Consider the following 12,973-nt stretch of genomic DNA (forward strand, 5'->3'; position numbering starts at 1 on the left):
GGCACATTTACGCAAACAATTACTTTTTATGCATTAATGCCGAACGAGCGTGCCAGAGGGCCCAGGCCGCCCTTGAAACCCTGGCCGATGGCCTTGAATTTCCATTCGCTGCCGGCGCGGTAGATTTCGCCGAAGATCATGGCCGCTTCCGTCGAGCCGTCTTCCGACAGGTCGTAGCGGGCGATTTCCGCGCCATTGTCGCCGTTCAGGCAGCGGATATAGGCCTTGCCGACCATGCCGAAGTTCTGCTTGCGGTTTTCCGCATCGTGGATGGTGACGGCCACGGCGATCTTGTCGATGTCGGCCGGCACGTTGGCCAGGTCGACGGCGATTTTTTCGTCATCGCCATCGCCGCCGCCCGTGGTGTTGTCGCCCGCGTGGACGATGGAACCGTCAGCCGATTTCAGGTTGTTATAAAAAATGAAATCGGCATCGGAACGGGCCTTGCCATCCGTTTTCAGCAGGAAGGCGCTGCCGTCCAGGTCGAACGCGGCGCCATCGGTGGCGCGCGGGTCCCAGCCCAGGCCAATCACGATTTTCTTCAAGCCAGGAGCTTCCTTGCTCAGGTTGACATTGCCGCCTTTTTGCAAACTGATCGCCATGGTATTTCCTTTTAATTAGTAGGTTGCATTCGGTGTTACGGTATACGACGCCGGCGCGCTGGCCGGGCGAGCCATGAGCCTACCATAATGCGCGAGAATTGCCAGCCTCACACTATTGAAAAAAGGGCCATGGGATCCGTCCTGCCCTGCCGCATTGCGCAAAATCGCCGATAATGCCGCTCTTACCCTGATTGCATGAGCGAAGTGAACAGCAAAACACAGACACAAGAAAACCGCACGCGCCTCGATTGCATCCCCGGCACCCTGTGCGACGAGCGCCTGTGGTCGCGCCTGGCGCCTGCCCTGGGCGACGCCTTTGATCTACAGCACATCCCCCTGCATCAGGCCGGCACGCGCCCGCAGATGCGCGAGATGATCGCCAGCCACAGCGCGCAGCAAGCCCATCTGATGGGTTTTTCGCTGGGCGCCTACCTGGCGCTCGAACACGCGCTGGCGCACCCGCGGCGTGTGAAATCCCTCACCTTGATTGCCAATTCGGCCAAAGGCTTGCTGCCGGCGGAAGTCGAAGCGCGCCGGCGCATCGTCGCCATGCTCGAGCGCAATGCCTATGCGGGCATCACGCGCCAGCGCCTGCGCGAACTGCTGCACCCGTCCCACCTGGATGACGCCGCCATCACGGGGCTGATCCGGCAGATGGGGCTGGACCTGGGCAAGGACGTGCTGCTGGCGCAATTTCTCACCACGATCGATCGCCCCGACCTGATGGCGCGCCTGCCGGAACTCGCTTGTCCCGTGCTGATCGTGGGCGCCGAAGACGACAAGCTGGTCGATCCCGACGATCTGCGCGCCATGGCAAGCCGCCTGCCGCAAGCCACCCTGCACCTGTTAAAAGACAACACGGGCCACATGATACCGCTGGAGGCGCCAGACGCGCTGGCCGACGCCCTGCGTGCGCATCTGGAGGCCGGCGGCAATTTCAACGATAATGACGGGCATCGGGCCATGCCCCCACCTTTTTCACGGAACCAATGAGCTTACTGACCATCATCGTCGCCACCGACCAGCAAGGCGGCATCGGCATCGACAACACCCTGCCGTGGAAACTGCCGGAAGACCTGGCGCATTTCAAGCGCCTGACGACGGGCCACCCCATCCTCATGGGCCGCAAGACCTTCGATTCCATCGGCCGTGCGCTGCCGAACCGCCGCAACATCGTCATCACGCGCAATCCGGACTGGCGCCATGAGGGCGTGGAAGCGGCGCCGTCGCTGGAAGCGGCCATCGCCCTGCTGGACGGCGCCGAAGGCTATGTCATCGGCGGCGCCGACATCTACCGGCAATCGCTGGCCCTGGCACAGCGTTTGATCGTCACGGAAATCGGCCAGACGTTCGATTGCGACGCGTTTTTCCCCGCCGTGGACCATGCCGTGTGGCAAGAAACCGCGCGCGAGGCGCATGTGTCGGAGAAATCCGGCCTGCCTTACGCCTTTGTCACGCTGCAACGCAAAGCCTGATAAGGTTATATTGATAGCCAGAATGTTGCTGTAATACCCCTGTCACACCGTTGCGTCACGCTAGCGCAAGCTGGCGACGCCGTGGTGCGATATTTTTTTCCCGCAGACGCCGCATTTCTGCGAGAATCCCGTTCTTATTTTTTTTCTGCGGCTGCCGGGTTGCATGACCGCCTGACCGTCGCGCCCTAGTCCGCCCCTTCACATTTGTCAGGGGCGGCTTGCTTTTTTGGAGACATGCATGAAATTTCGTTTCCCTATCGTCATCATTGACGAGGATTTCCGTTCTGAAAATACGTCCGGCCTGGGCATTCGCGCCCTTGCCGCCGCAATGGAAAAAGAAGGCATGGAAGTGCTGGGCGTGACCAGCTACGGCGATTTGTCGCAATTTGCCCAGCAACAATCGCGCGCGTCGGCCTTCGTGCTGTCGATCGACGATGAAGAATTCGGCGGCGGTTCCATCGAGGAAACCGATCACGCCTTGAAATCGCTGCGCGCCTTCGTCGAGGAAATCCGCTACAAGAACGCCGACATCCCCATTTACCTGTACGGCGAAACGCGCACCTCGCGCCATATTCCCAACGACATCCTGCGCGAACTGCATGGCTTCATCCACATGTTCGAAGATACGCCGGAATTCGTCGCGCGCCACATCATCCGCGAAGCGAAATCCTACCTGGACGGCCTGTCGCCGCCGTTCTTCCGCGCGCTGGTGCACTACGCCAACGACGGTTCCTACTCGTGGCACTGCCCCGGCCACTCGGGCGGCGTGGCCTTCCTGAAGTCGCCGATCGGCCAGATGTTCCACCAGTTCTTCGGTGAAAACATGCTGCGCGCCGACGTCTGCAACGCCGTCGAGGAACTGGGCCAGTTGCTCGACCATACGGGTCCCGTCGCCGCGTCGGAACGCAATGCGGCGCGCATCTTCAATGCCGACCATTGCTATTTTGTTACCAACGGCACGTCGACCTCGAACAAGATGGTGTGGCACTCGACCGTGGCGCCAGGCGACATCGTCGTCGTCGACCGCAACTGCCACAAGTCGATCTTGCATTCGATCATCATGTGCGGCGCCATTCCCGTGTTCCTGATGCCGACGCGCAATCACCTGGGCATCATCGGCCCCATCCCGCTGCATGAATTCACGCCGGAAAGCATTGCCCGCAAGATCGAAGCGAACCCGTTCGCGCGCGAAGCGAAGAACAAGAAGCCGCGCATCCTGACCATCACGCAATCGACCTACGATGGCGTGATCTACAACGTGGAAACCTTGCGCGAAATGCTGGACGGCAAGATCGACACCCTGCACTTCGATGAAGCCTGGCTGCCGCACGCCACCTTCCACGATTTCTACAAGAATATGCACGCCATCGGCAAGGACCGTCCGCGCGCCAAGGAATCGATGATCTTCTCGACCCAGTCCACGCACAAATTGCTGGCCGGCCTGTCGCAGGCCTCGCAAATCCTCGTGCGCGAATCGGATACGGTCAAGCTGGACCAGGACGCCTTCAACGAGGCTTACCTGATGCACACCTCGACCTCGCCGCAGTATTCCATCATCGCCTCGTGCGACGTCGCCGCGGCCATGATGGAAGCGCCGGGCGGCACGGCCCTGGTGGAAGAATCGATCATGGAAGCGCTCGATTTCCGCCGCGCCATGAAGAAGATCGACCAGGAATGGGGCCAGGACTGGTGGTTCCAGGTGTGGGGCCCGTCCAGCTTCAACGACGAAGGCATGGGCCGGCAGGAAGACTGGATGATACGCGCCGAGGACGACTGGCACGGCTTCGGCGACCTGGCTGCCGGCTTCAACATGCTCGACCCGATCAAGGCGACCATCGTCAACCCGGGCCTGTCGCTGGACGGCCAGTTCGGCGACACAGGCATCCCCGCGTCCATCGTCACCAAATACCTGGCCGAGCACGGCGTCATCATTGAAAAATGCGGCCTGTACTCGTTCTTCATCATGTTTACCATCGGCATCACCAAGGGCCGCTGGAATACCCTGCTGACGGCCTTGCAGCAGTTCAAGGACGACTACGACAAGAACCAGCCGATGTGGCGCATCCTGCCGGAGTTCGCGGCGGCCAACCCACGCTACGAAAAAATGGGCTTGCGCGACCTGTGCCAGCAAATCCACGATTTCTACAAGGCTTACGATGTGGCGCGTCTGACGACGGAAATGTATCTGTCGGACATGATCCCGGCCATGAAGCCGTCGGACGCGTTCGCCAAGATGGCGCACCGCGAAATCGAGCGCGTGGCCATCGACGAGCTGGAAGGCCGCATCACGTCCATCCTGCTGACGCCGTATCCACCGGGCATCCCGCTGTTGATCCCGGGCGAGCGCTTCAACAAGACCATCGTCGACTACCTGCGCTTCGCGCGCGACTTCAACGAGCGCTTCCCCGGCTTCGAGACGGATGTGCATGGTCTCGTGAAGCGCGAAGTCGATGGCAAGCGCGGATATTTTGTAGATTGCGTGAAATTGGATGAGAACGTCTAAAAACGTCGACGTTCGTTGAACTTCATTAAATAGCGCCACCTGATGCAAATCAGGTGGCGTTTTTCATTGTTAGCTACCGCGCACGCTTGCGCCAGATCAAACGGCTGGGGTATCGGGCTTCTAAGATGGGCCACTCGCGTACTGGGATGGCCCGTCTATGGCGCTCAAGGTGTGGCTGGAAATCATGCAGCAGGCGGCGGCTGGCAGTGGCGCCTTGCTGATGACGGCCCTGAAGCAGGCTCAGGTAACTGTGGCCCGGCGGCATGATGGCGAAGACGATGGCGCGGGCATCGTGCTGTTTGCCGAGGCCGATGGCGCGCTGCTGCAGGCGCTGCCGGCGCTGTGCCGCCACGCGCGCGTGCTGGCCATCGCCGCCTGCGGCCAGCCTGCCAGCTGCGCGCAACAGCGCGCCCTGATGGCGGCAGGCGCGCTCGATGTGCTGCTGTGGCCGGCGGGCAGCATCGACGCGGGCCAGGTGCTGGCGCGCCTGCAGCGCTGGCAGGCCGTGGCGCGGTTGCTGGCGTCCAACGCCGTGCGCCAGCAGCTGGTGGGTGACAGCGCGGCCTGGACCGCCTTGCTGCACCAGGTGGTGGAAATGGCCGTCTTCAGCCAGGCGTCGATGCTGATCACGGGCGAGACGGGCACGGGCAAGGATTTGCTGGCGCAACTGGTCCACCGCCTGGGCAACTGCGGCGGCGACTTCACCATCCTCGACTGCACCACCCTGTCGCCGGAACTGGCCGGCAGCGAACTGTTCGGCCATGAACGGGGGGCATTTACAGGCGCGGCGGCACCGCGCGACGGCGCTTTCGCCCTGGCCGACGGCGGCGTGCTGTTTCTCGACGAAGTGGGCGAATTGCCGCTGCCGCTGCAGGCGCAGTTGCTGCGCGCCATACAGGAACGCAAATACAAGCGCGTGGGCGGCAACACCTGGCAACCGACCCAGTTTCGCCTCGTCTGCGCCACCAACCGCGCTCTGGAAGACGAGGTGGCGCGGGGCGCCTTCCGCGCCGACCTGTATTACCGCATCGCCGGCTGGCGTTGCCAAACCCCGCCCCTGCGCGAGCGGCAGGACGACATCCTGCCGCTGGCCCGGCACTTCCTCGCCGAGCTGGCGCAACAACAGCCGCCCGCGCTGGACGCCGCCGTGCGCGAATACCTGCTGCTGCGCGACTATCCGGGCAATGTGCGCGAGCTGCGCCAGACCGTCACGCGCATCTGGCACCGCCATTGCGGCCCCGGCCCCATCACCATCGGCGCCCTGCCCCCCGACGAACGGCTGCAGGCGCCGCACTGGCCCGACCAGCATTTCGAGGCGGCCGTGCGGCGGGCCCTGGCGCAGGGTTGCAAGCTGTCGCACATCACGCGCTGCGCCACCGACATGGCCATCCGGCTGGTGCTGGCCGAGGAGCACGGCAACAACCAGCGCGCCGCCGCCCGCCTGGGCGTGACCGACCGCGCCCTGCAGATACGCCGCAAGGCGGCTGCCTGTTCGGCGCAGGCGGGGGCGAGCGCCACGCCGGCCGCGCTGTAATCCGCCTCACGCCAGCCGCGCCAGCCGCAAAAAATTGCCGCCCGTGATCAACGCCGCGTCCAAGGGCGGCAAGCCCAGCAGGTGAATCTTGTGCAACTCCAGTCCCGGATGCAGCCAGGGGCCATCCGAACCGAACAGGACCTTGTGCGGCCCCGCGCGGCGCACGGCCTGCTGCAGCAGGTCGAAGCGGCGCACGCCGGAGCTGTCCGTATGGATGTTACGGTGGCGCGCCAGGTGGTCGAGCAGCGCCAGCTGCGCGGCCCAGTCGTCGCCGAAGCTGCCCAGGTGCGGCAGGATGAAATCGACGTCGGGATACTGCTGCGCCAGCAGTTCGGCCACGGCCACCTCGCCGGCCGGGTCGTACAGCACGGGCAAGCCGAAGAAGCGCGCCGCGTCGCACACTTCGCCGCTGATGCGCGCGTCAAACCGGTGCGCCTTGATGCCGACAAAGCCGTAGCGTTCGACGGCCGTGCGCACCAGATCCATGACGCGGCCCCGGTCTCGCCGCGCATGCACGAAGGCAAAGCCATAAAAACGCTGCGGCTCGGACGCGACCAGGCGCGCCACGCCATGGTTGGCGATGGCGTAATCGGAGTGGAAGGTGGCGAACAGCACGCTGCGGGCGATGCCGGCCGCCTGCGCACGCCGCAGATAGGCCTGCAGCGGCGCATCGCTGTCCCACGGCCCGCTCAGGCCGTCGCCCGGTCCCGCATGGCAATGGCTATCGATGATCATCCCGTCACGCTATTGCCAGTCGCCCATGACGACGATGCGGTTGCCGCGCCGGCGCCAGCGCCCGCTCTCGTCCTCGCTCTGCGGCGCGGCCGCACGAAAATGCGGCAGTTGCTGGTGCAAGGCCCGCGTCAGCGCGCTTTCCACGGCGCGCGCGCTGCCGTCGCCGTCGGCCGCCAGGCGTGCCGCCTGCCCCGCGATGCGCACGAAGCGGCGCGCCAGTTCCAGTTCGCGGTCGGCTGGCGCCTCCGCTTCCAGTTCCAGCTCCAGGGCGCTGCTGGCGGCGCGCCCCAGGGCCGAGCCCAGCGCCGTGCCCACGCCCGGTATCGGAATCATCGAGCCGAGCGCGCCGCCGACAAAGGGCAAGGCCGTCTTGGCCATCGCCTTCAAGGCGCCGCCCAAGGGCTTGGCCACCTTGGCGATGGTAGCCCCCACCTTCTTGACGCCCTTCCACACGCTTTTGAAGACATTGCCGAGAAATTGCTCCAGTTCCTCCTCGCTGGCCACTTCCAGCAATTCCATGGCCAGTTGCAGTTCCTCCTCTTCGCTGAAGACGGCCGGTGTGCGGCCCTTGCCAGGCCAGTCCTGGCCAAACTCCAGCACTTCAAACGCCGCGCCGGCCCGTTGCCGGCATTGCGCGCATTCGCATTCGGGTTGGTGCATGATGTTCTCCTTCCCAGCCAACTAGCTGCTATCGTCAGGCCCACATTTCACCGAGCACGGCCAGTTCCAGTTCGCGCCGCTGGTTCGTCAGCACACCGCGCTGGTTGGCGAACATGTCGTCGTGGATGCGCTGTTCGATGCGGCGCCGCTGCGCCGCCGATGACAGGTGCGCCACGTACACCTGATGCCCGCTCACGTCGACGCCCATCATCTGGCCGCACAGGCGGTGCTGCAGCAAGCGCCGGTGCAAGTCGTCCGTCTGCCCGCTGTAGGCGCGGCGCCGTCCCCCCGCATCGAACTCGATCACGTACAGGCCCGGGCCGCGGCCATTCGGGTCGCGCAGCGCATTGGCCAGCGTCCCCAGCGCCTGGTAGGTCAAGGCTGCCGCTTCCGGCACCCGGCCGATGGTGCCGGCCAGGGTCGGCGGAATCTCGCCCTGCTGCTGGTCGTCGTCCTGTCCCTGGTCGGCTCCCTGATCCTGTCCCTGATCCTGTCCCTGGTCCAGGCCCTGCTGGTCGTCGAACGGCGGTTCCGCCACGGGATACGGCGCCGGATAAATCGTGGGATAGATGGCCGGGTAGCCGCCCCAGCCCCGGTAGCGCGGCGGCAGATAGGGCAAGGGCTGGGGAGGAAAGCGGGGCGGGCGGCGGCCCTGCCCCTGGTAGCGCGGCGGCGCAGGACGCCGCTGTCCGCGCAAGGGCGGCCGCGCGCGCAGTCCGCCGCCACGCATGCCGCCGCGCGCACCACCGGCTTGCCAGCGCTCGCCCTCCCATTCGGCCTCGTCCTCCCCTTGCCACTCCTGCGACCATTCCCCCAGCCATTCCTGCTCGCCGGCGGCGGCTGGCTGCCCCGCAAAGGACAGCATTTCAAACGCTTCGTTCATATCGCCTCCTGATGTGATGTTCAAGCAAGTCCATCGCCTGCTCCAGTTGCCGCGGCGTCTGGTCGGCCCGCAGCAGAAAAGTCAGCGCGCCGGGACCATCCCCCGTTTGCGCCAACGCCAGTACGCCTGCCGCACGCAAGGCTGGCTGCAAATGGGCGCGGCCTGGCAGGCGCTGCACGGGAAAGCTGCCGCCCCGGCAGGCGATGCCGGCCGCCGCCATTCCCGAGCGCCATTGCGCCACCCGCTCCGCCAGTCTGGCGCGCAGGGCGTCGCCATGCCGTGCATTGAGAGCCAGCGCGCGCCGCCCCGCCGCCAGCACGGCCGCCGATGGCGGACTGGCATGCACGCGCGTCTGGCTGTGCGCCGCGAAGCGCCGCAACAGGGCGCCGCTGCCGGCCAGCACGGCCAGCGGCACGCCGAATCCCTTGGCCAGCGAGGCGCCGACGATGAGGTGGCCGCCTGCCTTGTCGCAGCCGCCCGGCAAGCCATGCAGCCGCGCCGAGCCGCCGCCTTGCGCACCGGCCAGGCCCAGCACCTGCGTGTCGTCGAGCAACAGATAACCGCCGCCCTGCCGCGCCAGGGCCGCGTAACCAGCCAGCGGCAAGACCTGTTCGCTGCCCGGCACATAGCCGTCGGCCAGGATCAATGGCCGCCGTCCCTGCCGGCCCCAGGCCGCCACCAGGCGCCGCAGCGGGGCCATCTCGCCGCTGGGAAACAGTCGCAGCGGCAAGCCCAGCGCCTGCGCCCGCTCGGCGCCCCAGCGCGCGATGGCGTAGCTGCCGCCATCGACGAGGATCACCAGCCGCTCGGCCGCCAGCATGCCGAACAGGTCCCAGAACAGGTGCAAGGTCGACGGCAGTACGCAAGCCGCTTCGCAACCTTGCAGCACGGCCAGGCTGGCGGCCAGGGCCAGCGCGCCGGGCGGCTCCTGCAGCGCGGCCGGCTGGCCCAGGGTCAGGCTGCTCCACGGCGCCAGCGAGGCCGCCGGATGGCGCATGCCCAGGTACAGGGCGCTGGTAAAGTCGAGCATGCACGCGCCTCGCCTCCGCCCTAGACGCTGCGCAGCTGCTGGCTCAGGCGCTGGCGCAGCAACACCGAGGGCATCGTCGCCTCGACCACCGGGTCGCTGCTGTCGACGGACAGGTCGACCCCGGTGGCGGCGCGGTAGCCGTGAATATAGCCCTGCACTTGCGGACGCCAGAAGCGCGCCCAGTTGAACGCCTGGGTTGGTTCATAGATGTCGCTCCAGTTGCCATAGCGCACGGAGAGCAGCAATTGCTCGCCGAAGATGGCCAGGTTACGGAAATGCATCACGCTCGTATCCGTCCAGCCCTGCAGTTTCTTCATGGCGTCGACCCGGTCCATCCACGGTTCCGGGTACGCCACCATCACGCGCGTAGGTAAAAATTCGCGAAACTCGGGCCGCGCCAGCATCCATTGCTGCATCAGCATCTCGATGCGCGCCGTCGATGGCAAGTCGCCGAACTGGTTGTGCGCGCCCTGCGACAGGATCAGGTGGATTTCCTTCAAGGCGTTCAGCACGGGGAAGGCGTCCGCCTTGACGGTGGTGTCGTCATCCTGCTTGTAGAACGAGGTCAACAGCCGCAGCAAGTGGTGGAACGCCTCCAGGAATTTGGAGCGGCTATCGGCCGGCCGGAAGTGCTGTACCGCCTTGCCATCGAGACGCACGCCGTAATGGTGGTCATACTCATAGTTGCGGCGCACCACGGTCAGCCGGTGCTGCTCATCCTGCGTGTAGCCCCACAGCAAGTTGTTCAGGGGCCGCAACATGTCGATTTCCGTATTCGACAGGGGATCGAGGCCGCCGCCGGCGGCGCGCAGATTCTGGAAGCGCTGCGTGATGGCATTCATGGTCTGCACCAGCATGCCCTCCTCATGCCAGTACGACCATATCAATTCCAGAAGGCAGGGATTGGCCAGCTTCTCCTGGATGATGCCAAAGCACAGGTCGACTTCGCCTTCCTGGCCGCGCGGGATGCTGATGGGAATGTCGGGCAGCTTGCGCCGGATCACGGCCAGGTAGGGCAAGGTCTGGAAGCCGTCGATGTTTTCCAGGTAATCGTTGCGCAGCACGGTTTCCAGGTCGCGCCCCTGGGGGATGTCGCGCCGGTCCAGGTAGGCGTTGTCCTCGGCAGGATTGAAGGCCAGCGGCTGGTTCAGCACGCCGCAATTGACCATCACGAACGCTTCCGTCGCCACCTTCAGCACGCGGTAGGAATCGGCATCCGAGAACGGCAGCGCGCGGCGCTGCTTGAGCTGCTGGAACATGTCGGCCTTCTTCACGAAGCGTTCCTGCTCGAAACCGCGCACATTGGCCAGGTCGCCGCAAAACAGGCTGTCCATGAAATGCAGGTAATTCGTAAACGACATCGCTTCGGTGCTGTTGCGTATCAGGGTCCACAGCGGCAAGTCTTCCGTCGGCTCCGTTTCCGTGCGCGTCAGCGACACGCCCACGTTGCCGGAGATGGGTTGCGGCTGGCGCTCTTCCGTCTCGTACTCCGCGTCCAGGGCCAGCATGGCGTTCGGACTCAGTCCTTCCGGCACCGGCAAGGCGCTACGCAGTTCGGGCCGCTGCGACAGCATCATCTGGGCCATGAAACGGTGCATGCCGGCGCGCCGCACTTGTGTGGAAAAGGCGTTCGGCGTGCCGCGCATGGGCACCCACGGCGCGGCGGCCAGCACCTGCACCAGGTCGCGGCCGTCGGCGCTCTGATCGCCGTCGAACGAGACGGTGGCCACGGCACGGTCGCCGACCCTGCCGAACTGGCAGTCGCTGGGATGGCAGTCCGGCGTTTCGAAGGCCAGCGCCACCTGCGGATTGAGCTGCGGCGTGAAGCACAGCACGGCGCTGCAGCCTGCCTGCACCGTCACGCACTGGGGCGCGGTGGTGGGGAAATTGCCATACAGCCCCACGTAGCTGCCCGTCGCCAGGTCGGAAAACACGGTGCAGCCATTGCCGTCGGTCCAGCGCACGCCCACCAGCATGGCGGGATCCGCCACCCAGGTGGCGGGGTTGAAATTATGGCAATCCGCATCAAGCCCCCGGTACAGGCTGACGGCCGCATTGACGACCATGACCCCGCTCTGCTGCTCGTGCACGGTAACGGCGATGCTGCCACCGTGCTGTTTCGGGCCCGCCTGGCCCGCCACCCCGCTTTTGCTATTCCTCTTGCTGCTGATCTTGCTGCTCATGTCATTCTCCTCAATGGATAATCAAACGGGATGCCAGGGGCGCTAGCGCCCTGCCGGGCTGGCGGCCGTGCCGTACGACGTCGGCGCACAGCTCCGATGTGTCCAGGGTGCTGCGCAGGGCCCAGTGGGTCAGCAAACGTCCCAGCAGCTCGCTTTCGTCTTCCGGACTCAGGCTGCCGCTGGCGCGCGCCTGGCCCAGGACGGCGAACACCAGGGTCGGCGTCGCCTGGTACATCTGCCCCGGCGCCAGGTTCCAGCTGCGAAACAGCCGCGCCAGCATCGCCGGCTGGCGCGTGTGCACGGCCATGGCTTCGACCAGCGAGCCGCCGCGCAAGGCGGGCGGCCGGTGCTGCACCAGCAAGCCCACCAGCGCGGCCATGCTGGCCTGCAACTGCTCCAGCAGCCGCTGCCGGGCCGGCGGCAGGCCGGCCAGCGGGTAGTACGACAGCCACAGCTGTTCCAGCCGGTCCCACTGCGGATGTGGATACAGGGCCCGTCCCATGGCGCAGCTCAGGCGCACCCGCAGCCAGGGCACCGGGTGGGGATCGTCGATATTGAGACGGAAGACAAACACGCGCGGCAGGCTGACCACGCCGATCAGGCCCAGGGTGGCGGCCACGCCGACCCGCGCCAGCGACCAGAAATCGGCCACGATCTCGGAGATCCACCGTTCCCACAGCTGCCACACGTGCACGGCCCCGCTGCCGCCGTGCTGCATGGCTTGCAGCACGGGCCGCAAGGACGCCACCAGGTCCAGCAGCGCCGCGCCCTGGTGGCCCACCTCGTGCACCAGCGACGAGGCGATGCTGCTGCCGATCATGCGTTCGCGCGGCAGGCGGATGATGGCCACGGGATTGTCGCCGCCGCCCGGCAGTCGCGTGCGCGCGCGGCGGATGGCCGCGCCAGGGCCCCGGTCCAGGTAGCAGATCACGGGCGGCGCCTGGTACACATTGCCGGGTAGCGCCAGCGCGTCGGCGGCGACGATGTCCAGTCCGGCCAGCCACACGCCCGTCTTGTGTTCGCTGCGCTGCGTGATGACCTCGTTGAACAGGTCGAACTGGGTCAGCGCGGCATTGAATTTCAGGCGCAGGAAAGTGAAGCGGCGCTGCGCCTCGGCGGCCGTGGCCATGCTGGCGCCATCGGACTGCTCGCGCCGCAGCCACCACTGGAACTGGGCCACCATGCGCCGCAACTCGCGCCGGCCCTGCACCAGCTGGCTTTCGATGGCCGACTGGGCGCTGGGCATCAGGGCGGCCGCCAGCACCGTCGGCTCGATCAGCGCGAACGGCTCCAGCCGCGCCAGCCGCGTCAGCAGCGAGCGCGCCTCCTGCGCCAGCATCCAGGCAGCGTAAGCGCCGATGGCCATGA

Annotated in this window: 11 protein-coding genes; 4 read left to right on the plus strand and 7 right to left on the minus strand. The window is 65.8% G+C overall.

Translation table 11 applies throughout. From position 1 onward, the window contains the following. Positions 1-26 precede the first annotated feature (26 nt). The gene (locus tag J0O65_RS04545) at positions 27-602 is read right to left on the minus strand and encodes a TerD family protein (RefSeq protein WP_076571516.1); all 576 of its coding nucleotides are present in this window, start codon (positions 600-602) and stop codon (positions 27-29) included. Between the two features lie 204 nt (positions 603-806). Between J0O65_RS04545 and J0O65_RS04550 the strand changes: the two genes are divergently transcribed. From J0O65_RS04550 to J0O65_RS04565, 4 genes are all read left to right on the plus strand, one after another. Continuing rightward, the gene (locus J0O65_RS04550) at positions 807-1,595 is read left to right on the plus strand and encodes an alpha/beta fold hydrolase (RefSeq protein ID WP_353056154.1); all 789 of its coding nucleotides are present in this window, start codon (positions 807-809) and stop codon (positions 1,593-1,595) included. Further along, on the plus strand, positions 1,592-2,077 hold the full coding sequence (locus J0O65_RS04555; RefSeq protein WP_215404527.1) for a dihydrofolate reductase: 486 nt from the start codon (positions 1,592-1,594) through the stop codon (positions 2,075-2,077). The genes J0O65_RS04550 and J0O65_RS04555 overlap by 4 nt, the downstream gene beginning before the upstream one ends. Positions 2,078-2,315: 238 nt before the next feature. Next, positions 2,316-4,580: an arginine/lysine/ornithine decarboxylase gene (locus J0O65_RS04560; RefSeq protein WP_215404528.1), complete on the plus strand. Its 2,265-nt coding sequence runs from the start codon at positions 2,316-2,318 to the stop codon at positions 4,578-4,580. 157 nt (positions 4,581-4,737) lie between these two features. Next, positions 4,738-6,114 carry a sigma-54-dependent transcriptional regulator gene (locus J0O65_RS04565; protein ID WP_215404529.1) on the plus strand — a complete coding sequence of 459 codons (1,377 nt, stop codon included), beginning with the start codon at positions 4,738-4,740 and terminating at the stop codon, positions 6,112-6,114. Positions 6,115-6,120: 6 nt separating this feature from the next. Here J0O65_RS04565 and J0O65_RS04570 read toward each other — a convergent pair whose 3' ends face one another. Genes J0O65_RS04570 through J0O65_RS04595 form a run of 6 tightly spaced genes read right to left on the minus strand, consistent with a single transcriptional unit; the run spans position 6,121 to position 12,971 of the window. Next, entirely contained in the window at positions 6,121-6,849 is a 729-nt protein-coding gene (locus J0O65_RS04570) for an amidohydrolase family protein (protein WP_215404530.1), read from the minus strand. A gap of 9 nt (positions 6,850-6,858) precedes the next feature. Then, complete coding sequence (locus tag J0O65_RS04575) at positions 6,859-7,509, minus strand: hypothetical protein (protein ID WP_215404532.1); 651 nt, start codon at positions 7,507-7,509, stop codon at positions 6,859-6,861. A 34-nt stretch (positions 7,510-7,543) separates the two neighbouring features. Further along, positions 7,544-8,392, minus strand: coding sequence for a hypothetical protein (locus tag J0O65_RS04580; RefSeq protein ID WP_215404534.1), 849 nt, complete (start codon positions 8,390-8,392; stop codon positions 7,544-7,546). Further along, positions 8,376-9,422: an aminotransferase class I/II-fold pyridoxal phosphate-dependent enzyme gene (locus J0O65_RS04585; protein WP_215404536.1), complete on the minus strand. Its 1,047-nt coding sequence runs from the start codon at positions 9,420-9,422 to the stop codon at positions 8,376-8,378. Before J0O65_RS04585 ends, J0O65_RS04580 begins: the two co-directional genes overlap by 17 nt. A gap of 20 nt (positions 9,423-9,442) precedes the next feature. Beyond that, positions 9,443-11,605 (minus strand): hypothetical protein, encoded by a 2,163-nt coding sequence (locus tag J0O65_RS04590; RefSeq protein WP_215404538.1) that lies wholly within the window; start codon positions 11,603-11,605, stop codon positions 9,443-9,445. A 10-nt stretch (positions 11,606-11,615) separates the two neighbouring features. After that, on the minus strand, positions 11,616-12,971 hold the full coding sequence (locus tag J0O65_RS04595; protein ID WP_215404540.1) for a hypothetical protein: 1,356 nt from the start codon (positions 12,969-12,971) through the stop codon (positions 11,616-11,618). Positions 12,972-12,973: the final 2 nt, after the last annotated feature.

The sequence above is a fragment of the Janthinobacterium sp. JC611 genome (assembly GCF_018682595.1).
GTDB lineage: Bacteria > Pseudomonadota > Gammaproteobacteria > Burkholderiales > Burkholderiaceae_D > Janthinobacterium.